Genomic DNA, 24157 nt, shown 5'->3' with positions numbered 1-24157 from the left:
TGCATTCTAGCTGAGCAATTATCTGGTCGATCAGCGATTGCGCACTCACTCCCACTCCCCAAATATCGTACCCCAATCATTCAAAAACCCACTAAAATCCCGCTCCGGCGCAATACGAACACCCAATGTCCGTTGGGGACTTACCGATATTATCCCGGTTAAGTCTCCACCAGCCGCAGGAGAGCAGCTTGTCGCGGTATTCGGGCCTGCCGTGGGTCAGGAGGAAGTCCTTGGAGAACTTTACCTGCAGCGACGTGGTCTTTTTGTTGGTTTTGTCGGTAACGAGCAGGTCTATGCCTGTGTCTTTAGACGGCACCCATACATTGACTTTATCGCCGTTCGGGTCTCGCAGGTGCTGCTCGATGTGGGAGCCTACCAGGTATTCGCCGGCGTGGATGGTGAATAGGGGTTGCATGGTTATGTTCGATGCTACCCTTTGCGGGCTCTTAACAGTCGATACAGCCACCCTGCTCTTTTTCTAATCATCTGTTTAAGCAAAGTATATTGGAAGACTGCGAACTCCAAAAACGACATACCTTCAGTGCCTTCCAGCGCTAACAAAGCACTCCGCTGAGCGTAATAAACACTTAACTTATGATCGCCAACCCGCCGGTAATACTGGGAAATCCAGAACATGCTGTTCAGGCTATGTGCAGTTCTCTTTTGCTCATCTACTAACGACCAAATGCCACCGGCATGAGATCGATAAGCTCCGGGCAGCAACTCTGGCATGTATTTATAACCACCAATTTTACCGAGTCGACTGAACAAAAAAGTATCCCCATTGAGGATCTTGGAGTGCTCTTCCGGGAAAACATCAAAATCGCTTCGGAACATGGCTGTCAGCGTCAGGATGAACCATCCTCGTGAAAGTCTAGCGCCTGTTACATCACGCTTCGCAGCCTCAGGAAGTTTTGAGGCCTTAATTATCTCATCACCCTCAAAGATAAAGGCATCGTGGCCACACACTGCATAATCCGGATTTTCTCGAAGGAAATCTGCCTGAACCTGTAGCTTGTTCTCGTCCAGCCAGTAATCGTCACCCTCACAGAAAGCAAAAAACTCACCTTTTGCCACTTGAGATGTAAAGAACGTTGGTTTTAAACCCTTGCTGTACTGATTTTCTTCCTGGTATATCGGCTTGATGATGGCAGGGTAGCGTTCCGCATATTTTTTAATGATCGCTACTGAGTTATCAGTTGAAGCATCATCATGAACGATAATTTCCCAAGGAAAGTCTGTTTTTTGCATCAAAAAGCTATTGAGAGCATCCTCAATAAAATTCTCATGATTAAAACAATGACAAAGTATGGAAACAAGCGGTTTACTACTTCGTGAACCCCACCCACTAATAACTTCTGACTCAGCCGGAGGTTTCGGTGGTTTAGGAGCTTGCACACCAACTTTTACTTCGAAAATAGCCATTAAGATTTTCTGAACCTTTTCACAGGAAAAAGAGTTGCAACATATTGTGTTGTTAGCCCAAACCGCTTTTTGTTAAAAATCAAATTTAAAGCAAGGAAGACTCCAGCCATCAAGGCAGCAGTGACGATCAAGAGTAAAAAGGGGTTCCACTCTGAACTTCTAACTAGGGCATAGCCCGCACCAGCTGCAACAAAGCTTACCGCAAGCGTAGGAACAAAGTCCGACATCTGTTCGCGCACACCATAACCAAGAAGTCGACTAGAAAAGTAGCTGTTCGGAATATAGTTAATCACTGATGTAGCAATTTGCCCGAAGATAATGGCATAGACCCCGTAACGAAAGGTCGCTAGCAGAACCAAGCCATTTATCGACTTTTTCACTATTTCAAGATAGAGAAAAAGATCTGACCTGCCCTTAACTTTAAGTATATTCAGATTGACGGAATGCAACGGCAGCATAATCGATACGATACAAAGGAGTTGAAAATAAGGAACCGCTGGCGCCCACTTTTCCGGCAACAAAATATCAAATATTGGGCCTGCCAAAGCCGCAGTGAATAAAATACCCGGGAAAAGCATCATCGTCATCAAAATTACGATCTTCTTGTACCCCAGCTTTAACCGCGCATCATCGTTCTGCACCGAAGCCAAAGCCGGATAAGTAACTGCCTGAATAGACCGAACCAGCAGCTGAACAATCAGCTCCTTGATCTTGTTGGCAAAGAAATACAGACCGGCAACTGGCGCTGAAAACACCTTTGCTATCACGATCACGTAAAGGTTCTGAAAAACCGTGTCGAGCACTCCAGACAGGAACAACTTGTAGCCAAAGTTGTACATTCCTTTAAGCGATGGCCAACTGAACTGCCGTGTTGGCCGCCAGCCTTCCATTTTCCAAAGCAGGACTGTTTGCACTAACGCATTCAGCAGCGTCTGACTAACAAGCGCCCATACACCCCAGCCAACGTAAGCCAGGCCCACGGCAATCACACCAGAAATTACGCTTGCCGGCAGGCTGGCCTTTAACTGAGCTTTGAAGTTGAGCTTTCGGCTAAGGCTTGCAACCTGTACCACCTGAAAGGACATAATGATGACAGAGAGCGAAGCAACCCGGATGAGGTCAACCAGCCTCCGCTCTTCATAAAACCCTGCGATGGCCGGTGCAGCCGCAAACAATGCCCCATATGAAACCAGCCCCAACACAATGTTGGCGTAGAACGCCGTGGCATAATCTTCCTGGGTGATGTGTTCCAGGCGAATCAGGGCTTCCCGGAAGCCGGAATCCATCAGTGAACTGCCAAGGGCCAGGAACACCGCCATCATGGCGACCAGGCCGAAATCCTCGGGCACCAGAAAGCGTGCCAGCAGCAGGGTAACGAGAATACCCACGCCACGAGTGGCCAGTTGTTGGCTGAAGTTCCAGAGGATTCCGGTGGTGGTTTTGGCGCTTAGGCTCATATTTTTGCTTCTTCGAACAGCCGGCACTCCTTGACATTAGGAGCTCAACATCAAATGTTGTTATCTGCCGATGTAACAGCCTGTTTTAAGCTCACCATAGAGCTTTCAGACCACACCCCTAATTCATCATTTACCTTCCTAAGTTTATCTACGTAAGCCGAGTAAGTCCTCTCTAGAAGCTCTAACCTCTGACTCAATTCCCCGGATAGATTATCTGACGAAACAGGAACACTATACTCAGCAAGCCCCAGCTTGCGCATCAATCCACCGTGTTTCGGGTGATTTTCTAACGCAATAACAGGTGTGTTGAAGGCAATTGGAACGATTTGTCCATGTCCCCGCATCGCAAGAACAAACTGAGCATTCTCGTAGTACCCCAAGCAGTCTTCAACATGATCAAACGCAAAATCCGAAAATTTCCATACCTCAGAATTTGGGATCCCCTCCGCAACTCGATTACTAAGCTCAATATCTTCAAAGACATGCGGTGCCAAAATGACCTTATAACGCTTCGCGAGACCACTGATTACCGTTCGTAATTCCGATACAAATTCGTCTTGCTTGGCTGATTCGCCAAAACGAAACTCCGGTTTATCATTTGCTAGTTGAACAAGGACGAAAGGGTCTTTCTCTGGACAGAAATAAGAACGTCCGAGGTTTATATGGAAGCCAGGGTCAGGCACTTCATTAACCTCTAAACCTAATTGCTCTTTGAACCGCTGTATACTTTCGTCATTACGTAATGAAAAAAACGCAGCCTTTTCCATTGTTGTTCGCAGATGCTGCTTTCCCACTTCAGGAATGCCTGCCTCATCCTCAAAATAATTGTATCCGGCACCATAAACTACAAACGGAATTTTAATTTTTCCGATCAACTCTTCATTAATCAGCCAAAACCAACCATTTGGCCAGTGTGCCCCATGTATGATCCCTCCCCCCCCGATGACAAGAAGATCAAACTTCTTATTTACAACGTTATCAATATAGTATTCGTTGAACACCTGACCCTGCAGATTCGTTTCAGCGATCAGATCAACAGACAGATAGCTTCTCAGTAAGTTTTTTACGCCCACACCTAGCGCATAGTCACCAAGATTATGATTAAGACAGTATGCATGCAATATTTTCAATTTAGTCCACCAACATTTCTATCATATCCGGAGAGAAAACCGGAATCCCAAGTTTATTTTTCACTTCTGACCGCTCCGCAAAGGAGTCATCTATAAATATAGAACTCCTATGATCTATAAATTTAGACTTCGGCTCTTGATTCTTAATATGTATTACCGCATCAAAAATATCAGAAAGACGGAATTTCTTGAGGGTTTCATTGATATCCCTCTCATGCCTCGTAATCAGAAAAACTTCAATACCTTTATTTCTAGCCTGAAATATAAACTTAACTAACTCTGGATTAACTTTCTCACCTAACAACAAACAGTCATCAAAATCTATATAAGCTCTTTCGTAAGTCACGTCCATTTTGTAACGACTCCCAAGAGCACGATCAAGTTCAACATCGTAGTCATTCGGGGCGACGTTAACTTTATAATCAAATGCATCAAAAGCACTAAGCAGAGCGAAATTGACCCCCTTGGCACGAAAGTATGAAGAAGACCCTCCGAGCCTTGCGGCAACCTCCAGAAGCACAGGCTCGCCGCATGCATTTTCCTTCATCTGAAAAAACCAAGCACCTCGGGGCTTGAGTCTTTCATTAATAGCTATAGCTGCGGCCAGGAAGGCATGTTGATGCTTTCTGGACTCCATCGTATTCACACTAATTCCATTACTAACCCTTGCCCTTTGTCGAGCCCCATGGAACAGAAGTTGTCCATCTCGATTGCTAAAACAATCGATAGTGAATTCATCGCCAGGAAGATATTCGCAGAAGACAAAACGCGTACCCGAATGGTCGTCAAGAAACTTTTCAGCCTGCTTACGGGAACTGGCTAGATGCACGTTCCTAGACCCATACCCCTCGTCGGGCTTTAGAAACACCGGATATTCCTGAATCATATTTAGGTCGGTACTCCATCGCGGGCACTGTACGTGCTCAGCCAAGCTAAGATATGTTGCAGACTTGGAAGCACAAATTGCCGTTGCTTCATTAGCCGAGCCAATCACCAAGCAGCCTAGTTCCTTCTCATGGCTCTTTAGGGTTCGAGCGACTGCATCCATCGCCGGAAATATCGCATCAATTTTCTCTTTATCAACAATAGCTTTAATCTTAGGAATAAATTCAGGATGGTTATGAAATGGAACATCTCCAATGTACCGATCATAAACAAATTTTCCATGATCAGGCACGCTCGAGGCTCCCAGCAATTCAAAATGAGCGCTATAACGGAGCGAACGATGGATTTCGAGCGCAACCTCTGATCCACAAGGAAAAACTAACAACCTCTTCATTAAAGAACCTACTTTATTCTACAAGGGCGTCAACAATAGTTCGGCAGATCATTTCAACTTGATCTACTGTTAACCTGCTGTAAACCGGTAAACACAGTATTCGCTGGGCAATACTACTTGAAAATTCTTGGAATTCACCCGCGCCCAAACTATTCACCGTCTCAAGCGATGGGTGAAAATAACGGCGAGCCAAGGCACCACTCTCCTTAAGCTTTTCAACTACTCGAAGAGCCTGTTCTTCGCTTTCAAACACCACCGGAAAGTATGCGTGGTTGTAATCCAGTGCTTCCGGTTTTGCTTGCAGTTGCAGGGCTTGGTTCAGCGCCTGTTCGTAGCAGTGCCACACGGCCGCACGGGCCGTCAGGTTGTCTTCCATTTCATCCAGCACACACAATCCCATCGCCGCCTGCATTTCGTTCATCTTGGCGTTGATGCCCAGTTCTTCAATGCTCTCCTGCCCGGTGATGCCGAAGTTGATCATCTTCTTCGCCCGCTCCAGGTCTTCCTTGCGCTTGAAGATAATGGCCCCACCCTCGCCTGTGTGGAACAACTTGGTAGCATGGAAGCTGAGGGTGGCGGCATCGCCGTGCTTGAGCAGGCTTTCGCCTTTGTAGTTCACACCAAAGGCGTGGGAGGCATCGTAGATGACTTTGAGATTGTGCTTCTGGGCGATGGCTCCGATGGATTCTACATCGCAGGCGTTTCCGAATACGTGCACGGGAACAATGGCACGGGTTTGCGGGGTGATTTTCGCCTCGATATTCTCCGGTGCCAGACACCATGTTTCCGGATCGATATCTGCAAACACCGGCTGGATGCCATCCCACTTCAAAGAGCTGGCGGTGGCGATGAAGGTGAACGGGGTGGTAACCGCTTCTGCGGCTTTTCCGTTTACCGGCTCGTTGATGCCCAGGGCACGATAGGCAATTTGCAGCGCAAGCGTGCCGTTTGATACCAGCAACAGGTTTTCGACGCCCAGATATTCTTCCAACTTACTAGTAAGTTCCTGCACTAGCGGGCCGTTGTTGGTCAGCCAGTTGCGCTCATAGATACCATCTAGGTATTGGTTGAGCTTTTCCCGGTTCGGCAGGTACGGCTTAGTGACGGGGATCATTTGGCGTCTTCCAGAATGTCGAGCAGGTATTGGCCGTAACCGTTTTTCTTGAGCTGGTCGGCCTGTTGCAGGAACTGTTTTTTATCGAGCCAGCCCTGGTTGAAGCTGATTTCTTCGAGGCAGGCGATTTTGTAGCCCTGACGCTTCTCTACAGTTTCGACGAATTGCGCCGCTTCCAGCAGGCTTTCATGGGTGCCAGTGTCCAGCCAGGCGAAGCCCCGGCCCAGCAGCTCTACGTTAAGTTTGCCTTGCTCCAGATACGCCCGGTTAACACAGGTGATTTCTAGTTCGCCCCGGTGACTGGGCTCTACCTGTTTGGCGATCTCTACCACGCTGTTGTCGTAGAAGTAGAGGCCGGTTACGGCGTAGTGGGATTTCGGGTGTTCGGGCTTTTCTTCGATGGAGATGGCGCGTTTGTTTTCGTCGAATTCAACGACGCCGAAGCGCTCCGGGTCTTTTACCTGATAGCCGAATACGGTGGCGCCTTCGGTGCGTTGGGCCGCTTGTTTCAGTTTGGGGGTGAAACCCTGGCCGTAGAAAATGTTGTCACCCAGCACCAGGCACACGCTGTCGTTACCGATAAATTCTTCGCCGATGATAAAGGCCTGGGCGAGACCGTCCGGGCTTGGCTGGATTTCGTAGCTGAGGTTGATGCCAAATTGTTCGCCGGTGCCGAGGGCGCGTTTGAAGCCGGCCTGATCTTCCGGGGTGGTGATGATGAGGATGTCCCGGATGCCCGCCAGCATGAGCACTGAAAGTGGATAGTAGATCATGGGCTTGTCGTACACTGGCAGGAGTTGTTTGGAGGTGCCGAGTGTTATGGGGTACAGGCGGGTGCCGGAGCCGCCTGCGAGGATGATGCCTTTCAAATTTTGCTCCTTGGAGTTGGGAGGAGGATTCTCCCCCTCTCCCCAACCCCTCTCCCGCCAGGGGCGAGGGGCTAAAGATGTTAATTGCTCTCCCGCAAGGGGAGAGGGAACTTTTGTCGTAAACCGTGGAGTTAGCCTGCGGCTCCCAGGCGCTCTCTTTGATAGGTGCCGTCTTGTACTCGTTGGCACCAATCCAGGTTATCCAGATACCACTGTACAGTTTTGCGAATGCCGGTTTCGAAGGTTTCTTCCGGGGCCCAGCCCAGTTCCTTTTCGATTTTACTGGCGTCTATGGCGTAGCGCCTGTCGTGGCCGGGGCGGTCGGTTACAGTGGTGATCAGGTCGCGGTAGCTTTTTTCCTGTGGGCGCAGTTCCTGGAGAATGTCGCATAGGGTGTGGACTACTTCGATGTTCTGTTTTTCGTTGTGGCCGCCGATGTTGTAGGTTTCGCCTACCTGCCCTTCCTTTACCACTTTGCAGAGTGCGCGGGCGTGGTCTTCTACGTAGAGCCAGTCGCGAATCTGGTCGCCTTTGCCGTAGACCGGGAGCGGTTTGCCTTCCAGGGCGTTGAGGATCATCAATGGAATGAGCTTTTCCGGGAAGTGGTAGGGGCCGTAGTTGTTGCTGCAATTTGTTAACAGTACCGGCAGGCCATAGGTTCGGTGCCAGGCTCGCACTAGGTGGTCTGAGCTGGCTTTGCTGGCGCTGTAGGGGCTGCTGGGGGCGTAGGGGGTTTGTTCGGTGAACATTGGGAGTTCGCCTGCTTTCCCCCTCTCCCCCTGCCCCTCTCCCGCGGGGGGAGAGGGGAGTTTAACTCCCTCTTCCTGGACGTCACTGGGATGAGGGAGGTCGCCGTAGACTTCGTCGGTGCTTATGTGGTGGAAGCGGAAGTTGGTTTTTTTGTTACCTTCCAGTGCGTGCCAGTATTGGCGGGTGGCTTCCAGCAGGGTGTAGGTGCCGACTATGTTGGTTTCGATGAACTCGGCCGGGCCGTCGATGGATCTATCAACGTGGCTTTCGGCAGCAAGGTGCATGATGGCGTCTGGCTGGTGCTGGGCCAGTACGCGGTCTACTTCGGCGCGGTTGCAGATGTCAACCTGTTCGAAGGTGTAGCGTTCGCTGTCGCTCACTTCGGCCAGGCTTTCTAGGTTGCCTGCGTAGGTGAGTTTGTCGAGGTTGACCACTTCATCGTTGGTGTTGTTGATGATGTGGCGGATGACGGCGGAGCCTATGAAGCCGGCGCCGCCGGTGACTAAGAGTTTCATATTTGCTCTTTCTCAGTTTGTGTTCTTTTCCGGAACGAATAAAAGCTGATGCGAACACAGCAAACACCACAAGTATTTCGCCCAGCATGGCAATCGCAACTGCAATCAACGCTCTTTCAGGCTCACCCTTTTACTGCTGAACAACTGCCGGTTTTAATAAAGTGGTAGCACACTGGCTAATGGCTTCAACATTCAGGCCTTCAAGGCTTGCGACCCTACTGCAATAGCGACAATCAGTCAGATCGATTTACTCCGGGGGCGCTGCAGGGGCCACTTGACTGATCAGGCACGCTACCGCCCCACCGACCCGGGCCCAGTGTTTTAAGGTCGTGAATTATTGGGACTTCTACAAGGCGCCAGAAAGCCATGCAAGCTCCAGCACTACTTCTGCCGGCAAATCTGTCGCCCTGTCCAGGAACGCGCTGATTGTACGCTATCACCCGTGGCACACAAGCCGCTAAGACTGCGCTCGCTTGAAACGAAACACTTATCAGCCGTTAATATTTGTTAAACGCTTAAATATACGCAAATGCCACTCATGGCTCGTACATCTGAAGCTTTACAGCGCTGATAAACTCCGCAATAAATGTCGAAAAGACCCCCACCATTAAACCAAGAACGCCAGCTAACACCATAATTAAACTTCGCCGCGGGCCCTTACGCGTTGCACTTTCCCTGGCAACGACCAGCACTTCAGTTGGCTCTATAGTTTCCAGTTCCGCTTCAAGTGAAACCCGCTGATCGATCGCCGATGCAAGCGCTGCCCCTGCATCGGGCAAGCCCTTTAACATACCAACAGTGGAGTTCAGGTTTTCAATACGCTTTTCCAGGCCACGCTTTAACCGAGACACACTTGCGGATTGTCGTGTTTCTAACTGAGACAACAATTGACGGTGAAACTGCTGCACGGTTTTCTGCTCATCTGGTGAGGTGTCTGTTGCTATACGAATCAGCCCTGTGTTCTTCGGGTTTTCGAAAGCGACATTAAATGGCAAATTGTGCTCATGCTTCGCAGCATACTCAGCCTTAAACTCTGGCACCCAGCGGTTTTCAAGTGAGGCGATAACAGCATCGGGTTTATCAATATATTTGCCGGCACCATCTTCCGCCAGCTTGATCAGACTAACGTAGCTGTACTCTTCGGGTGCCAGAACTGCGTAAGCAACACCGGCCAGCGTAATCACCAAAAACACAATGTAGAACATTCGGCGGCGCCTCAAGAACGTGGATGCGAGATCAACGAAGCTGATTTCATCGTCGTACTGGGGGCGTTTATCGTATTGATTGTTGTCCATTGGGTGTTTATTTTCCGTTATATGTGTGGAGGCGGAGGAATAGCCATTAAAGTGAAACGTGCTGGTACGCAAAACACTTTACTGAAGCTGCAACTCACCGGCGTATGGCCGAAACAGGCACTGTTACCCTTTGTTGCTTTTGCATAAAGTTGATCAGAACGACCACTCGCTCCTCGCCATCGTAGGCTTGAAAGATTGCATTAATACCTACAAACGGCGCTTCATTCAACTGAACAGCTTGGCCGGGTTTAATACCGCCCTGCTCTGACACACTGCTCAGGCTACTCTTTATATGTTGAATAACGCTATCCGGGATCGCCGCAGGCTTGTTGGCAAAAGCGACCACTCTTGTGACTCCACGGGTAGAGCGTAGCTTTGCCCAGCAGGGATCGGTCTGTGCCATGTTAACAAACAGGTAACCGGGAAAAAGAGGCTCCAGCTTGCGGGCTCTTTTGCCGTTCTTTATCTTTTCAACACTTATTTTCGGGAAGAAACAAGTAATCTCCTGGTTTTGCAGATTAGCCAGCGCCCGATCGCCTTGCGCAGGCTTGTGTTGAAGTGCGTACCAGGTCATAAACTGTGGGCACTCCTGCTGCCTGTGGCGATAAAGTGCGGGTTGAGAACATCTTCCTTGCCATATCTCAGAGGCTCGCCATCCACCGTGCTCACGCTGCCACCGGCCGCAACCAGCACCGCATGGGCGGCTGCGGTGTCCCACTCGCTGGTTGGGCCCATGCGGGGGTAGATGTCTGCCTGGCCTTCCGCTATGCGGCAAAACTTCAGGGAACTGCCGGCCTGAACGGTTTCGTGTGCGCCCAGCGCTTCAATAAAAGCGCGTGTTTCGTCGTTCAGGTGATTTTTGCTGGCGACAACACGTTTGCTGGCTTGCGGTTGGCTAACCTGTATAGGGTAAGTTCGCCCGGTGCTGTCACGCTTGCTGGCGCCCTCGCCTTTAATGCCCCAGAACGCTTCCTGTAACGCAGGTGCGGTAACAACGCCCATTACCGGTTCGCCGTTTTCAATCAGTGCGATATTCACGGTGAACTCCCCGGTGCGCTGGGTGAATTCTTTGGTGCCGTCAATAGGGTCTACCAGCCAGAATCGTCGCCAGTGCTGGCGCTCCAGCCAGGTTGCCGGAACTGCCTCTTCCGAGAGCACAGGGATGTCGGGGGTAATACGGCGCAGGCCTTTTGCAATAATCTCGTGGCTTGCTACATCGGCCGCGGTGATGGGCGATTTGTCTTCCTTGTAACTCACACTGAAATCAGACTGGTAGATGTGAAGCACCTTCGCGCTGGCTTCGTCTGCTATTCTGATTACCTCAGTGAGCATTGCTCTGTGGTGCATACCTATGGCCTTGCCTTCCTGGAATTGGGCTATGGTAGCAAATCCTGGTGCTGTTCGTATCTGGCACCCTTTAAAAATGGCTTGCACTGCTTAATGTGCCTATGGCTACCCAGTCAACAGAGCGTGTATATTACCGTCGGCCAGAGGCCGTATTGGAACATGGTATAAACCTGATTAATCACGTACTTGAACAGGATGCATAGATGCTGGATTTGTTTGAAGGGGCTGAAATTTGAAGTTTATAGCGCCCGTTTTGGGCTTTATCCTGCTGCTGTTTGCAACCATGGGCGCGGCTAACGCACAGCCTTTTAACCTGCCAGGCATACCCGGCCTTTCCGGAGAGCCAGATAAGGAAGAGGCGTCTGCAGAAGAACTGGGGGCGTCGCTGCAGGTTACCATCAAGGCTCTGGAAGATGACCAGAGCCGGAAAGCCCTGGTAGAGCAGTTAAAAACCATACAACAAGGCTTGCAGGCACAATCGTCGCAAACCGCCCAAAAAGCCACCGAAGGCGAAGGGTTGCTGGGGGCGCTGGCGGTGTTTTTTGATGACTCCAGTGCAGGTAGCTCGGAGGAAACCTCATTAAACAAGTGGAAGAAAAACTTCCACAACGCCTACAGCGCTGCCAAGCAGCTGCTTGCGAGTGCGTCGTTTCGGGTGCTGGCTGAAACTGCAGCCGGGCTTGTGGTCTGGCTGGCTGCGCTGTACGGCCTCATTCGTTTAACACGCCTGTTTTTTGTATGGCGCGGCTGGCCCCTGCAAATGCCACGGCAGCCCAGGCCATGGATGCTTATTGCGCACTTTTTACGGCGCATTCTACCTTTGCTGATCACCTTTACAGCCTTGCTGGCGGGGCTGCCCACGTTTGGCATGTCTGAGGCGGCACAAAGCACCATTCTTATTCTGGCCTACGCCGCCCTGAGCGCCCGCGGGCTGACTTCGCTGTTTGATGTGATGATTTCTGTCTTCTCCAACGGCCACAGGCTAACGGCGGTTCTGATCGCGCGCCGGCGCATGCTGTTGCCCCTGTTTATTATTGGCGTGCTCTTTGCGCTGGAAGATGCACTGAGCACTAACGAGCTTATCGCGCAACTGGGTGCAGAGCTGGCCAGCGCACTTGCCCTTATTTTCAGTATCGCCGCGGCCATGCTGAGTTTTTTCCTGATTGTTCGAAACCGGCGCCCGGTTACCCACCTGATTCGCAACCGCCCGTACACACAGCGTAAAGACCAGGGCGTGGGGCGAGAAGTAACGGCCCTGCTCGCCCGGCTTTGGCATATCCCCATGCTGTTGGCCATCAGTGCGTCCGTGGTGGCCGTATTTATTAATGGCGGGGAGGCAGACGCGGCCCTTGGCAAATCCATGATCTGCGCGCTGCTGCTGGCCCTCACCCTTGCCCTTCAGGGGCTGATTGGCATTCAAGAGAACCGCCCCAGCCACCAGGCCCTGAGCCAGTTCAGCCGCCGGCTTGTGAAATTTGGCTACCGCCTCATCCAAATAGCGGCGTGGCTGGTGTTTTTGGAGCTGATATTACAAATATGGAACATGTCGCTATTCGGCCTGGGAGGCCAGACGCCAGTAAGCAAGGGCGTAGCAGGCAGTCTTGTTGGCGTGATCCTTACCGGGCTGATTGCCAGCCTTACCTGGATATTTGTAGACGAGCTTCTGGAAAGAGCCATGCGGGGCGGAGATCGCAAGAAAAGGATCAACCCTGCGAGGGCCCAGACCATACTGCCCATCGCCCGAAACACCCTGCTGATCACCATCCTGATTATTGCCGCACTTGCAGGCTTGTCTACCCTGGGCGTCGATGTAACGCCCTTGCTGGCCGGTGCCGGTATTGTTGGCCTGGCCGTTGGCTTTGGTGCCCAAACGCTGGTTCAGGATTTGATCACAGGCCTGTTTATTGTGGTTGAAGACTCCATGTCGGTGGGCGACTTTGTGGAGATCAACGGCTTTATGGGGTCGGTGGAAGGGTTTAACCTGCGCACCGTGCGTTTGCGCGACCTTGAAGGCATAGTGCACCACATTACGTTCAGCAAGATCAGTTCTATTCACAACATGTCGCGCCAGTTCGGCATAGCACTGCTCAAAATTCGCATCCCCAGGGAGCTGCGCATCGATGACGCCATACTCCTGATGACCGAAACCGCCGAAGAACTGCGCACCCAGCCGGATATGCGCTGGCTGATCTGGTCGCCTCTGGAAATGCAGGGCATACACTCATTTGAAGAAGGCTGCCCGGTGCTGCGCATGCGCATGCGCACCAAACCGGAGTATCAGTGGGATGTGTCTCGCGCCTTCAACCTGCTACTAAAACGCAATATGGAAGAGCGGTACATTGATATTGCAGCGCCCAGGATTAGTGTTCAGATGGATGCGGAAGGGGGGAGTCGTTCGCCGGTGATTGACGGGCGGGCCGCAGATGAGACGTAACGGCTTTTAGCTGTGCCTGTCCATGGCTTTTAGCTGGGCTTTTAGCTGTGCCTGTCCATAATCGAAGGGGCACCCCAGCACAATATGTCCGTTTTCTCCAGTGGTTGCTTTACGCACTATATTGAACAACCGTTCAACTGCTAGTATCGCGCGCTGATCCTATCCGCGGAGCGAAAACATGAAGAAAGTTATTGTGCAGTTAACATTTTTTATGACGGCGTTGTTGCAGCCGGTTGGGGCCCTGGCAGATGAATGCAAACAGGTAAGCTTTGGCGCCGTAAGCTGGACAGACGTGCAGGCAACCACCGCCACCGCTGAAACCCTGCTGACCTATCTGGGTTATGAAGTGAGCACCGAGGAACTGTCAGTGCCAGAGGTGTACCAGAAACTCGACAAGGGTGAACTGGATATCTTTCTGGGCAACTGGATGCCAACCATGGAACCTATCCTTCAGCCGTACCTGAAAAGCGGCAGCGTGGAGGTTTTTGGCAAAAACCTGAAGGGCGCAAAATACACCCTGGCCGTACCAACTTATGTGTATGAAGCCGGCGTTCAATCGTTTGCAGATATTGCTCGCTTTAAAGACAAGTTCGAAAACGAACTCTACGGCCTGGAACGGGGTAACGATGGCAACGCCCTGTTGCTGGATATAATCGCGAAGAACGATTTCGCTCTGGGGCAGTTTTCCCTGATGGAGCTACCGGAAAGATTGATGCTGCACCAGGTGAAAAGCCACATTCGTGATGGCGACTGGATTGCGTTTCTGGCCTGGGCACCACACCCGATGAATGAAATGCACGACATCCGCTACCTTAGCGGTGGCGATGAGTACTTTGGCCCCAACCTGGGCGGTGCCACGGTTTCTACCAACACTCGCGCAGGTTATCGTAGCGCTTGCCCCAACGTGGCCAAGCTACTGGACAACCTAGAGTTTTCGCTCAGCATGGAAGGCGAGCTAATGAACATGATGCTGTACGAGTTTGTTCCGGGCGACCGAGCGGCACGAGACTGGATGTTTCGCCACCCGGAAACGGTTACCCGCTGGCTTAACGGGGTAACCAACCAGAAAGGCGAGGCCGTTGATCCGGCAAAACTCGCAGCTGAAATGCGCCTGACCGTTAATAATTAACGGCGGCCGTGCTTGCGGGGCCTGCTAAGCTGTGCCGGCCTGCTAAGCTGTGCCTGTCCATGACTTTGTGCCTTTTTTGCATAGCGGGCTCTGAACAAGCATTATAATTGTCCTGGTTACACAGAGAGGAGTAAGAGCATGTCGAAGCAACCATTTCTCACTGATATCAAAACCATTCGTGAGCGCGCCCGCCAACACATTGAGCAGGGCGCTGTCACTGAGGGCTATGAGGCAGATCGTGAAAACGTTATCGATCTACTCAACGCCGCCCTGGCCACTGAGATCGTTTGTACCCTGCGCTATAAAAGTCATTACTTCATGGCAGACGGCTTCACGGCCAGCATTGCCAAGGCCGAATTCCTGGAGCATGCGGAGCAGGAGCAACAGCACGCAGATTGGCTCGCAGAGCGAATTGTGCAGCTTGGTGGCGCTCCGAACTTCTCACCCGAAGGCCTGCTAAGCCGCTCTCATGCGGAGTATGTAGAAGGTGAAAACCTGCGCGAAATGATTAAAGAGGATCTGATCGCCGAGCGAATCGCCATCGATAGCTATCGGGAGATTGCCAATTACCTGGGCGAGAAAGACCCCACCTCCCGCAGGATTATCGAAGACATCCTGGCACAGGAAGAAGAACACGCCGACGATATGGCCGGCTTGCTGGAAGGGCTTGGAAAAGTGGAAAGCAGCGCCGGCTAATCGCCTCAAAGCCAGCGCCGGGCGCTGTATTCATGATTTTCGGTTTGCACGGTTATGGGCATGGCTTGGCGGCTAGGCCGTGCCCGACTAGGCTGTGCCTGTCCATGGGGGGGCTAATGGGGGCTATGACCCCAAACTACTCACCAGGCGCAGAAAAGCGCTGACCGGAAATTGCCGGATGATAAATCGGCTGAACCACATTACCTGCCGGATCCGTGCAGTGAAAACTGCGCGCACCATCACTATGGTCGTGAGGAGTATCCAGAAGATTCACTCCCTGTGCTTCCAAAAACTCGAACCAGTCCTGTAACTGCTCTTTGGTATCAACTACAAACCCAAAGTGATCGAGGTACTGAACACCCGTGCGCTCGCCCTTTCTATTGCGGCCTAGCGACAGGTTATCGTTGCCGAGAGTCAGGTAGACCAGGTTTTCACTGGCCCTGCGTAGTACAGCCATGCCGATCACATCCACATAAAAGCGTTCGCACTCTTCAAGATTGGGGACTACCAGTGCCAAGTGGCGCAACCCGTTAAAAGGGGCCGGGCGTTTTGTCATTTGCGGTACCTCCTATTTATGATAGGTTAACTGTGCCTGTCCATGATCTTCTATCTATTATTCCTTCATAATCCGGACAACGCGCTCGTCCATGCAACTACGCACAAACCGGTTCATTTTTTCCTGGTCACCCGAACTGTAGAACTCGAGCATCAGTTCATTAAACTCAAGTTGGCGCGACGCCGGAATATTAATGGCAGGGTACCCGCAGTTCAGCAGATGCCCATTCATCATAAAACGGCCCATACGCTTGTTTACGTCGTAAAAAAATTGACAGCGAGCCGTGGTCAAAAATAAATGAATGGCCTGGTCATAAACATCCTCAAAGTCCGAAAGCTTGCTGACCATGCCCGCAAAAAGACCACCAAGCTGACCGGCAGCCGGTGGCTCATAATCTGTTCCCGCGATTAGCACGCCGCCGGAACGAAAACGGCCCCACTCCAGTGCCTCCTCCTTTCCCGCAATACGATGCAAATCAAAAGCGCAGCTTTGTGTTAGCTTAAATTTCTGTTCCCTGATCAACCGGAACAGCTCTTTCCAGGTATCCGCCTGATTAGTAGCGATTTTCTGGTCACTGAGCCGGTGCCCACCAACGGTGATTCCCTGCATCAGCGTTTGCACTTCGGGTAGCGTAAAGTTGAGTCCTTCAAGCTGAACGGCATCATAAACAAAAACTGACACCTCACGATAAGCAAGCATTAACGCCCTCTCGCGATTTGGTGGCATTGACCAGTGAAGATCAGCAGCTGGATACATATAAACGCCCGAGTGAGTACTGTTTCGCCTTAGGTTTCGTATGATACCAAAAGTCAGGCAACCATAGGCGTTTGGCTAAGCTGTGCCTGTCCATGGCTAAGCTGTGCCTGTCCATGCCCCCTGATCCTCTTGCAAGCTTTCCGAAATCATGTCCATGGTTTTCTGTTCTGGACGCCCGGCCAACAAGCAACTATAATTAGTTGCACCAAAGGAGAAAAGTGATGTCAAAGCAAGGAAAGCTATTGACCAAACTACTAAATAAAGGCTCAACCTTTACTTGGCAGGAGCTTACGACGCTTTTAAGAAGCCTGGGGTATCGCCAGATCGAAGGCCAAGGCAGTCGCGTAAAGTTTGACAATGGAGATCCGCAAGCATTGATTAACTTGCACCGGCCACACCCGGGTAATGAACTGAAAGCTTACGCAAGGCGTCAGATAATCGAAAACCTTAAATCTGGAGGGCTGATTTAATGAGCACTATGCTTAAATATCGTGGCTACTACGGCTCCATCGAGGTTAGCACTGAAGACAATTGCTTGTTTGGAAAGCTACAGTTCATTCGTGCATTGGTAAACTACGAAGGAGAAACTGTGGCAGAGCTTGAAAAGGCGTTTCAGGAAGCGGTAGATGACTATCTAGAGACCTGCTCAGGCCTGAATGCAACGCCCGAAATTCCATGCAAGGGTTCCTTTAACGTTAGGGTTGGCCATGACTTGCATCTTGCGGCTAGTGTCGCAGCACGTCGTCAAAGCATCTCATTGAACGACCTCACTCGAAACGCTCTGAGCGAGTACCTGGCGCAGCGACTTTGAGTGGGGAGCAGGCTATGCTGCGCCTGTCCATGATGATCACTTGTTCATGCGGCAGACTCATGTTCAATGTCCCAACCTGGAAATACGAGCACAGCAGGATGACACCGCAAAGCACGAGCCAAGACCTTTGCACGCTCTACACCCAGGCGCACTCGATCATTTTCAATCGCTGAAATAGTAGACTGCGGTATGCCAGTGACCACTGCCAGGTCGTTCTGACTCATATCCTGAAGCTCACGAAGGATCCGGACAGATTCACCAGTGGAAACTTCAACCCTTCTTTCCGCCTTATGATATTCACTCATTTTATCTCCTCCCATAATCATGGGGAGTTACTTTTTCAACCTCTACAAGCACCCGCTTGTTCTGCACTTTATAAATGACGCAGGCTAAGCTGTGCCTGTCCACAGGCTAAGCTAATGACGATCGTGTCCATCAGATCATTCACCTTAGCGCGTCCGCTGGCCTGACTTGTTAGCAGAGATGTCTTTTAGGCCACCGGAGACATACTTGTGCAGAACACTGGAAACCAAGGACTGATAAGGAAGCCCTTCTTCCAGCGCCCGGCGTTGAAGTGCCTCCAGGTCGCGACTGGAGATACGTATATTGATCCGCTTGTCTTTCTTGAACGTTTCTTCCGCAGCCTTCGTCAGATACTCCCGACGATCGGCATCCAGATCTGACTCGAACTCTCCGGATTCGTATGCCTCCAGCAACTCTTGCTCTTCGGGATCCAATTTGGTTTTCGCCATGCTACCCCCTTAGAAATTTCTTAGTGGCCTTACGACTGGGGATGACCGTCTTGAGAAAGATTTCTCTATCATTCTCGACGTACGGCACCAGCCAGGCATAATCGTCAACCCGAATCACAAACAAACGTTGATTCGGATACTTGTCCCTGTTGGGATGAGGTCCATCATCAAGTAAACCGCCAGACTGAAGAGCAAACAGGACATCTTCGAAGGAAACTTCGCGCTCGCTCATCAACTGTTGGTTCTTTTCAGCATTCCAGTTAATTTGCTTCATGAGAGGAGTCTATCAGGCCGTGTGCCTATTGGCATTTTTCTCACGTTTTTGTTTAGCTGCGCACATGTAGTGCAACGAAATGGGGAGGTCAGGCTAGGGAGGCTAGTGCCTGTCCATGAAGGTCAAAATAATCGCGTGATCAAATCTAACTATGCCCATCACACTCGCCGAACAGGGCCTGGATAACGGGCCACCAGTTCATCGGCAGTGAGCAATAGAAACCCCTCGGATTCTGCTTGGGCAACAAGAATCCGATCAAATGGATCTTTATGAATATCAGGCAAGTGACTCACGGCGAGTGTATGCCGAGAAGTTATAGGTAACTCCAGATAGCCGTTATCCATAAGCCCCCGCCTCAGAATATTGGGATTCACCTGAAAATCTTGGCGGCCCAGATTATTTTTTATAACAACCTCCCACAGGCTAGCCGCACTGAAATACAAAGTATTCGCGTGATCGCTAATTAGCCCAACTGCTTCAGCTGACAAGCTCTGATGTCCGGTCGCTGCCCAAAGCAATACATGGGTGTCCAGGAGCAAATTCACGTCAGGTCTCGAACATTTCGCTTATCTCATCCTGCTCCATCCGATCGAAGTCATCAGGAACCTTGAACTCACCTGCCATGAAACCAATCCGTTTCTGCTTACCGGTATCGGGGGCTTCGATTGCAGTTACACGCACAACCGGCTTGCCTGCTTTGGCAATAATGAACGCCTCCCCCTTGACTGCCCGAGCAACCAATTGCGAGAGCCGAGTTTTCGCTTCATGCATGTTTACGGATTCCATGCCCCCTCCACTATTAGTTCACTCTAGTTAGTTTAAACTGGAACAACGGTGTAAATCTAGTCGAAATAGCTTCCGGCCGTTCCGCCATGGTTCGCAATGGCTTTCAGCGGGGCAGAGGAGAGCTGTGCCTGTCCATGATCTTCTGTCATTTCTCATGAATGACTACCCACCAAAAAACATAGCTGGCCTTAAATTAAACCGCTCAGACAAACCCTCAATTGCTTTGCGACTCAGGGTTCTCTTCCCATTAAGCACCTTTGACACCATGGTTTTGTCGCCAACTTCCGGCAAATCGCTACCAGTCAAATGATACTGTTTCATCAAAGTACGAAGTAGTGCAATATCGACGGGTACTGACTCTGCCTCATCGACGAATGCGACCAGTGGTTCACTCCGCGATTCATAGCGCTCAATGGCCAGACTGAGCATATCTATAAGTGGGTTCAGCGGATCGTCGAGGGTATCGCTGGCAGACTCCAATGCACACTCAAGGGTTTCCAGAGCTGCATTATATTGCTCTTCCGTATCAATGTTCATTAAAGGCTGTGCAGCCGCTATAAATCTCTGGTACGCATCGAATATCGCTAACTGTGCCATAGACTCACCTTCAATCCTGCGCTCTCGCGTACTTTTTTGTCAGCTTGTCATAATCCGCGTGGTTCACGATATGCTTGATATACATACGTTTGTTCACAAACTGGATGAATGCAAGAACACGAAGATTATTACCACCAACGTCCAAAACCCACCACTTATCCTTATATTTGAAATTATCCAGCGATGGAAACACCGCTTTTAGTTCGCTCGGCGTGCTGAAATCGATCCTTTGCAGCACATTATACATGTCGAGCAACGCATCCCGATCGTTGGGATACTTTAAAGCTGCATGATTAAACGGTTTCTTTGAGATTACATTCATCGACCTTCCTTGGATAACCCATCGAGAACATACCAAGGAAGTTGACTCCTGGTCAACATCTGAAGCGGACTAAGCTGCGCCTGTCCATGACCTTTGTGAACTGTGCCTGTCCATGGTCTTAATGGTCTTGCATATTTGAACTGCTGCAACTTGCCTCAGGTGTGGCACAACGCTACAATCAAAAAACACCTCTGAGGATTCAAAAATGGCCAGTAACAGCATACGCTTAGATCAGAATCTAATTGAAAAAGCTACCATCATAGCCAAAGCGCTTGACCGTACACCACCCAAGCAAATTGAACATTGGGCAAAAATCGGTAAATTGATGGAAGACAACCCTGACTTACCATACGAATTTGTAAAACAGGCTATCATCGCAAAAGCGGAGCGAGAAGCTGGAAAGCTTGAGGCCTACGATTTTGGTTAAGGCCACCAGTGTTCTCCAGACTCCTGCATTCAAAAAAGCAGCAAAAAAACTGAAAGCCAATCAAAAAAAAGAGTTGGATTCAGCCGTCAAGGAACTGATGGCTGACCCCGATCTTGGGGAGCAGAAAAAAGGCGATCTTTCATTCCTGCGTGTATATAAATTCAAAATGAACAAGCAACTGACTTTATTGGGATACAGCTTTGACAATGGTGCCTTGATTCTTGAACTGATAGCTTTGGGGTCGCACGAAAATTTCTATCGAAACATTAAGAAGTAACAAAAATAATTGTACCGCCCGCATAACCGGCAGCGCCAAGTCAGGCTAAGCTGTGCCTGTCCATGGTCTTCTATAGAGCGAGTAAATGCTGTGCCTGTCCATGATCTTATTTTCATGTTCAGCTTTGAAGACTACCTGGAACTGGTGGATTGCACTGGCAGGATCAGCCGGCGTGGTAAGCGCGGCGCTATAGATGAACGTGCGCTGCCAATTTTAGAACGGCTGAACCTGGACCCGGCGCGATGGTGCCATCGGGCGACTGCCTTTGAAGACAGCTATCAGGATTACTGAAACCCCGGCAGGCGGCGACAAGCGGCCTAGATTCCCCCCCTGGTTCAATTCAAACGATCGGCATTCCTGCCGAGTACTTCACGCGCCTGAAATTTACGGATTTCCGGGTTTTCCGTGGAATGCCGGTGCGAACTTGCCATAACGCCCAATTCACTGATAATCATTTAAACACTCCGCTAATGTGCGCCGCCCGCGGTGCCACCATTGAGCGGCTTGTTAGCAGATTCTGCCTGAAGACGCTCCACCAGCCATACCTTGATGATTGATTGGCGCGTAACGCCAATGCGCGCAGCCTCGCGATCTAACGACTCCACAACCCAAGCTGGGAAATCAACGTTGATTCGCTTTTGTTCCTGATTAACGCGGCGAGCAGAGGACAGATCCAGGTCATCAACAATATCTTCCTGGCCTTCCTCAAATTTCTTGTCGAAGTCTTCAGCTTTCATAGAGCTCAATCTCCTTTTTGCGGGAACGTCTGACTGAAATCAGACGAATACGAGCATCCCTGTATGTGACGACAGCCGACCAGTGCTTTTCACCAATCTTTCCTATCAGCAAAAACCTCTGCTCACCCTCGGATTTCGCGCGGATCTCCAGCAGCTGCGGGTCTTTCCACAACAATTGGGCAGCAACGAAATCGATACCATGCTTATCCAGATTGGCCTGGCTTTTGGCTTCGTCGAATTCAAATTCATCCATGAGTACAAATTATCCCTTTTTTACTCATTTCACAAGATCTGGAAGGGTGATGTAGCTGCTAACGCCAACAGGCTAAGCAGTGCCTGTCCATGATCCTATTAGGGAGAACTAAGAATGTAGCCCTTATACCTTTCGGGTTGCTATCCTCGGAAACCCATACTACTGTATAAAAAAACAGCTGTATATTTACATAGGCCCTTAGGCCCTAGAGTTTGTCAGCCACCTCAAAGACAAGGAGTCACCATGCCAAAACCCAGAGCAGAACTGGTTAGCATCTCAGACACCCCCTTCTACCACGTGATCTCACGCTGCGTGCGCCGCACCTTCCTGTGCGGGCAGGACCACGCCACCGGGCGCTGTTATGAGCACCGGCGCGGCTGGATTGAGGAACGAATCCGGCTGCTGGCCTCTGTGTTTACCGTGGACGTGGCGGCTTACGCGGTGATGTCGAACCACTACCACTTGGTGGTAAAACTCAGCCCACATGAAGTGGAACCGTGGAGTGTGGATGAAGTGCTGGCGCGTTGGTGCAGCATTTATAAAGGGCCATCACTGGTGCAGCGGTATCACAGAGGCGACGAACTGTGCGGAGCAGAGCTTCGGCGGGTAGAGGACTACGCTGAAACCTTCCGGCAACGGCTGGCAGACTTGAGCTGGTTTATGAAGTGCCTGAATGAACCTGTCGCACGGCAAGCGAACCGGGAAGATGAGTGCACCGGCCACTTCTGGGAAAGTCGGTTCAAGTCTCAGGCGCTGGACACCGAGGAAGCACTGCTCTCCTGCATGGCCTATGTTGACTTGAATCCCATCCGTGCGGCTATGGCGGAAACACCGGAGACTTCCAGCCACACCAGTATCAAAGAGCGCATTAAGCCAACGTTTGAGCTATCGGAAGCCATTGCCCGGCAAACGGAACAGCAAGCGTTGAACGATTTTTCTGTGCCACTGAAACCACTGCTGGGATTTGAAGGCGTCATTCGGAACGGCTTTCAACGCGGCATCCTGTTCAGCTTTGAGGACTACCTGGAACTGGTGGATTGCACTGGCAGGATCAGTCGACGTGGTAAGCGCGGCGCTATAGATGAACGTGCGCTGCCGATTCTGGAACGACTGAACCTGGACCCGGCGCGATGGTGCCATCGGGCGACCGCCTTTGAAGACAGTTATCAGGATTACCGGAATCCCGGCAGGCGGCGCCAAGCGGCCTAGATTCCCCTCCCCTCTGGTTCAATTCGAAAGGCTAAGCTGTGCCTGTCCATGATTATTTGTGTGGTTATTTCTTAACTGTGCTCCGAATATACTGTCGCAGAGCTTCGTTCATTCTGGTCTGCCAGCCGCTACCGCCGCTCTTGAAGAACTCGATAACGTCTTCATCAATTTCGTAGCGTGGTGGACTGCTTGGGCGACTTCGACCTTGGTCGCCCTGCCCGCCCAGCCGCCGTGCCTCGCTTAGCTTTGGCAAACATAGTGTCAGACCACTCTGGGTTGTCTTTATCTGTCATTTCCGGGTCATTTGAATTGCTCATAGCGTCGAACCTCGCGTTTATTGGCTTTGCGCAAGCTGATTACACGAACAACAGGCTAAGCTGTGCCTGTCCATGATCGTTTATTGCAATTGCCGCAACTGCGACGACACCATACACACCAACCAATCATCCTGATTCTGGCTAAGTTTCCGAAGCAATAACACCGGCCGTTTCTTGTTGTTCGCGAGGTTTGTGTAGGGAAACGGCATAAGAGCAATCTGACCGGCACGCTTCATTGCCACTGCTCCTGCAGATCATCCTCACTGTATATCTCCGGCTCATCTTCCAAGCCACGCATGGCCTGCTCAACACTCATGGCTTGGTATGCATGATCTGACAAGTCTGAGTGACCACCCACGTTATCCTGCTTACATTGCTCACCCAAGAACAGCACAAAATCCATAACTTCCCGCTGGCGCATGACCGGAAGCTGACGAATCTTGGTAAGAAGTTCATCAAGCTGCATGGTGTCACCTCCTGTCAATGACTATCGAACACAAGGATACCATGCTTCACACGCCACCTAACACGCCTCGGGTTTACCGTAACCCCGGAATCGACGCAGTAGAAACGCAAAAAGCCCGGGGGCGCATCCACCGGGCTTTTCGACATCAGGTCAGGCTAAGCTGTGCCTGTCCATGAT

33 protein-coding genes are annotated in these 24157 nt (G+C 50.8%); 9 read left to right on the top strand and 24 right to left on the bottom strand.

Annotated features, from left to right (window positions below):
• Positions 1-91: 91 nt before the first annotated feature.
• From ACTHYN_RS13655 to cysQ, 11 genes are all read right to left on the bottom strand, one after another.
• Positions 92-415: a hypothetical protein gene (locus tag ACTHYN_RS13655; RefSeq protein WP_441812985.1), complete on the bottom strand. Its 324-nt coding sequence runs from the start codon at positions 413-415 to the stop codon at positions 92-94.
• A gap of 14 nt (positions 416-429) precedes the next feature.
• On the bottom strand, positions 430-1425 hold the full coding sequence (locus tag ACTHYN_RS13650; RefSeq protein ID WP_441812984.1) for a glycosyltransferase family 2 protein: 996 nt from the start codon (positions 1423-1425) through the stop codon (positions 430-432).
• The gene (locus ACTHYN_RS13645) at positions 1425-2882 is read right to left on the bottom strand and encodes a lipopolysaccharide biosynthesis protein (RefSeq protein WP_441812983.1); all 1458 of its coding nucleotides are present in this window, start codon (positions 2880-2882) and stop codon (positions 1425-1427) included. The genes ACTHYN_RS13650 and ACTHYN_RS13645 overlap by 1 nt, the downstream gene beginning before the upstream one ends.
• Positions 2883-2932: 50 nt before the next feature.
• Positions 2933-4012, bottom strand: a complete 1080-nt coding sequence (locus ACTHYN_RS13640) for a polysaccharide pyruvyl transferase family protein (RefSeq protein ID WP_441812982.1) — start codon at positions 4010-4012, stop codon at positions 2933-2935.
• A 1-nt stretch (position 4013) separates the two neighbouring features.
• Positions 4014-5291, bottom strand: a complete 1278-nt coding sequence (locus ACTHYN_RS13635) for an ATP-grasp domain-containing protein (protein WP_441812981.1) — start codon at positions 5289-5291, stop codon at positions 4014-4016.
• A gap of 13 nt (positions 5292-5304) precedes the next feature.
• Entirely contained in the window at positions 5305-6405 is a 1101-nt protein-coding gene (locus ACTHYN_RS13630) for a DegT/DnrJ/EryC1/StrS family aminotransferase (protein ID WP_441812980.1), read from the bottom strand.
• Positions 6402-7274 carry a glucose-1-phosphate thymidylyltransferase RfbA gene (rfbA, locus tag ACTHYN_RS13625; RefSeq protein WP_441812979.1) on the bottom strand — a complete coding sequence of 291 codons (873 nt, stop codon included), beginning with the start codon at positions 7272-7274 and terminating at the stop codon, positions 6402-6404. The genes ACTHYN_RS13630 and rfbA overlap by 4 nt, the downstream gene beginning before the upstream one ends.
• Before the next feature lie 131 nt (positions 7275-7405).
• Positions 7406-8539, bottom strand: a complete 1134-nt coding sequence (locus ACTHYN_RS13620; protein ID WP_441812978.1) for a dTDP-glucose 4,6-dehydratase — start codon at positions 8537-8539, stop codon at positions 7406-7408.
• A 536-nt stretch (positions 8540-9075) separates the two neighbouring features.
• On the bottom strand, positions 9076-9834 hold the full coding sequence (locus ACTHYN_RS13615) for a Wzz/FepE/Etk N-terminal domain-containing protein (protein ID WP_441812977.1): 759 nt from the start codon (positions 9832-9834) through the stop codon (positions 9076-9078).
• A 94-nt stretch (positions 9835-9928) separates the two neighbouring features.
• A complete protein-coding gene (gene rfaH / locus ACTHYN_RS13610; RefSeq protein WP_441812976.1) occupies positions 9929-10408 on the bottom strand; it encodes a transcription/translation regulatory transformer protein RfaH in 480 nt (159 codons plus the stop codon).
• On the bottom strand, positions 10405-11181 hold the full coding sequence (gene cysQ, locus ACTHYN_RS13605; RefSeq protein WP_441812975.1) for a 3'(2'),5'-bisphosphate nucleotidase CysQ: 777 nt from the start codon (positions 11179-11181) through the stop codon (positions 10405-10407). Before cysQ ends, rfaH begins: the two co-directional genes overlap by 4 nt.
• A gap of 232 nt (positions 11182-11413) precedes the next feature.
• Here cysQ and ACTHYN_RS13600 point away from each other — a divergent pair, with 232 nt between their 5' ends.
• From ACTHYN_RS13600 to ACTHYN_RS13590, 3 genes are all read left to right on the top strand, one after another.
• Positions 11414-13615 carry a mechanosensitive ion channel domain-containing protein gene (locus ACTHYN_RS13600; RefSeq protein ID WP_441812974.1) on the top strand — a complete coding sequence of 734 codons (2202 nt, stop codon included), beginning with the start codon at positions 11414-11416 and terminating at the stop codon, positions 13613-13615.
• 178 nt (positions 13616-13793) lie between these two features.
• Positions 13794-14744 (top strand): glycine betaine ABC transporter substrate-binding protein, encoded by a 951-nt coding sequence (locus ACTHYN_RS13595; protein ID WP_441812973.1) that lies wholly within the window; start codon positions 13794-13796, stop codon positions 14742-14744.
• A gap of 138 nt (positions 14745-14882) precedes the next feature.
• The gene (locus ACTHYN_RS13590) at positions 14883-15440 is read left to right on the top strand and encodes a ferritin-like domain-containing protein (RefSeq protein WP_441812972.1); all 558 of its coding nucleotides are present in this window, start codon (positions 14883-14885) and stop codon (positions 15438-15440) included.
• A gap of 136 nt (positions 15441-15576) precedes the next feature.
• Here the strand turns inward: ACTHYN_RS13590 and ACTHYN_RS13585 are convergent, their stop codons facing one another.
• Positions 15577-15996 (bottom strand): VOC family protein, encoded by a 420-nt coding sequence (locus ACTHYN_RS13585; RefSeq protein WP_441812971.1) that lies wholly within the window; start codon positions 15994-15996, stop codon positions 15577-15579.
• A 57-nt stretch (positions 15997-16053) separates the two neighbouring features.
• Positions 16054-16695 carry a Fic family protein gene (locus ACTHYN_RS13580; RefSeq protein WP_441812970.1) on the bottom strand — a complete coding sequence of 214 codons (642 nt, stop codon included), beginning with the start codon at positions 16693-16695 and terminating at the stop codon, positions 16054-16056.
• A gap of 278 nt (positions 16696-16973) precedes the next feature.
• On the opposite strand from ACTHYN_RS13580, the gene ACTHYN_RS13575 reads away from it, so the two are divergent.
• Positions 16974-17222 (top strand): type II toxin-antitoxin system HicA family toxin, encoded by a 249-nt coding sequence (locus ACTHYN_RS13575; RefSeq protein ID WP_441812969.1) that lies wholly within the window; start codon positions 16974-16976, stop codon positions 17220-17222.
• Positions 17222-17563, top strand: coding sequence for a type II toxin-antitoxin system HicB family antitoxin (locus tag ACTHYN_RS13570; RefSeq protein ID WP_441812968.1), 342 nt, complete (start codon positions 17222-17224; stop codon positions 17561-17563). Before ACTHYN_RS13575 ends, ACTHYN_RS13570 begins: the two co-directional genes overlap by 1 nt.
• Positions 17564-17607: 44 nt before the next feature.
• Here the strand turns inward: ACTHYN_RS13570 and ACTHYN_RS13565 are convergent, their stop codons facing one another.
• From ACTHYN_RS13565 to ACTHYN_RS13535, 7 genes are all read right to left on the bottom strand, one after another.
• Entirely contained in the window at positions 17608-17868 is a 261-nt protein-coding gene (locus ACTHYN_RS13565) for a helix-turn-helix domain-containing protein (protein WP_441812967.1), read from the bottom strand.
• Between the two features lie 144 nt (positions 17869-18012).
• Positions 18013-18315, bottom strand: a complete 303-nt coding sequence (locus tag ACTHYN_RS13560) for a CopG family antitoxin (RefSeq protein ID WP_084342454.1) — start codon at positions 18313-18315, stop codon at positions 18013-18015.
• Between the two features lies 1 nt (position 18316).
• Positions 18317-18589 carry a DUF4258 domain-containing protein gene (locus ACTHYN_RS13555; protein ID WP_441812966.1) on the bottom strand — a complete coding sequence of 91 codons (273 nt, stop codon included), beginning with the start codon at positions 18587-18589 and terminating at the stop codon, positions 18317-18319.
• Between the two features lie 158 nt (positions 18590-18747).
• A complete protein-coding gene (locus ACTHYN_RS13550; protein ID WP_292273378.1) occupies positions 18748-19134 on the bottom strand; it encodes a type II toxin-antitoxin system VapC family toxin in 387 nt (128 codons plus the stop codon).
• Between the two features lies 1 nt (position 19135).
• Positions 19136-19375: a type II toxin-antitoxin system Phd/YefM family antitoxin gene (locus ACTHYN_RS13545; protein ID WP_441812965.1), complete on the bottom strand. Its 240-nt coding sequence runs from the start codon at positions 19373-19375 to the stop codon at positions 19136-19138.
• 162 nt (positions 19376-19537) lie between these two features.
• Positions 19538-19972 (bottom strand): helix-turn-helix domain-containing protein, encoded by a 435-nt coding sequence (locus tag ACTHYN_RS13540; protein ID WP_441812964.1) that lies wholly within the window; start codon positions 19970-19972, stop codon positions 19538-19540.
• Positions 19973-19982: 10 nt separating this feature from the next.
• Complete coding sequence (locus ACTHYN_RS13535; RefSeq protein WP_071268027.1) at positions 19983-20294, bottom strand: type II toxin-antitoxin system HigB family toxin; 312 nt, start codon at positions 20292-20294, stop codon at positions 19983-19985.
• 205 nt (positions 20295-20499) lie between these two features.
• Between ACTHYN_RS13535 and ACTHYN_RS13530 the strand changes: the two genes are divergently transcribed.
• The 3 genes from ACTHYN_RS13530 to ACTHYN_RS13520 all read left to right on the top strand — a co-directional run bounded on the left by ACTHYN_RS13530 (position 20500) and on the right by ACTHYN_RS13520 (position 21289).
• Positions 20500-20721, top strand: a complete 222-nt coding sequence (locus ACTHYN_RS13530; protein WP_441812963.1) for a TA system antitoxin ParD family protein — start codon at positions 20500-20502, stop codon at positions 20719-20721.
• A complete protein-coding gene (locus ACTHYN_RS13525) occupies positions 20714-20998 on the top strand; it encodes a type II toxin-antitoxin system RelE/ParE family toxin (RefSeq protein WP_441812962.1) in 285 nt (94 codons plus the stop codon). Before ACTHYN_RS13530 ends, ACTHYN_RS13525 begins: the two co-directional genes overlap by 8 nt.
• Before the next feature lie 114 nt (positions 20999-21112).
• On the top strand, positions 21113-21289 hold the full coding sequence (locus tag ACTHYN_RS13520; protein ID WP_441812961.1) for a hypothetical protein: 177 nt from the start codon (positions 21113-21115) through the stop codon (positions 21287-21289).
• A 176-nt stretch (positions 21290-21465) separates the two neighbouring features.
• Here ACTHYN_RS13520 and brnA read toward each other — a convergent pair whose 3' ends face one another.
• Entirely contained in the window at positions 21466-21735 is a 270-nt protein-coding gene (gene brnA, locus ACTHYN_RS13515) for a type II toxin-antitoxin system BrnA family antitoxin (RefSeq protein ID WP_441812960.1), read from the bottom strand.
• Positions 21725-21988: a BrnT family toxin gene (locus ACTHYN_RS13510; protein WP_441812959.1), complete on the bottom strand. Its 264-nt coding sequence runs from the start codon at positions 21986-21988 to the stop codon at positions 21725-21727. Before ACTHYN_RS13510 ends, brnA begins: the two co-directional genes overlap by 11 nt.
• Before the next feature lie 243 nt (positions 21989-22231).
• Here ACTHYN_RS13510 and ACTHYN_RS13505 point away from each other — a divergent pair, with 243 nt between their 5' ends.
• The gene (locus ACTHYN_RS13505) at positions 22232-23197 is read left to right on the top strand and encodes a transposase (RefSeq protein WP_441812958.1); all 966 of its coding nucleotides are present in this window, start codon (positions 22232-22234) and stop codon (positions 23195-23197) included.
• A 64-nt stretch (positions 23198-23261) separates the two neighbouring features.
• Here the strand turns inward: ACTHYN_RS13505 and ACTHYN_RS13500 are convergent, their stop codons facing one another.
• Positions 23262-23450 carry a BrnA antitoxin family protein gene (locus tag ACTHYN_RS13500; protein ID WP_441812957.1) on the bottom strand — a complete coding sequence of 63 codons (189 nt, stop codon included), beginning with the start codon at positions 23448-23450 and terminating at the stop codon, positions 23262-23264.
• Between the two features lie 296 nt (positions 23451-23746).
• The gene (locus tag ACTHYN_RS13495; protein WP_441812956.1) at positions 23747-23980 is read right to left on the bottom strand and encodes a DUF2281 domain-containing protein; all 234 of its coding nucleotides are present in this window, start codon (positions 23978-23980) and stop codon (positions 23747-23749) included.
• Positions 23981-24157 lie beyond the last annotated feature (177 nt).

It is taken from the genome of Marinobacter sp., from assembly GCF_052091845.1.
Taxonomy (GTDB): domain Bacteria; phylum Pseudomonadota; class Gammaproteobacteria; order Pseudomonadales; family Oleiphilaceae; genus Marinobacter.
The sequence above is the reverse complement of the archived record's forward strand: the minus strand, read 5'-3'. Positions and strand labels throughout refer to the sequence as shown.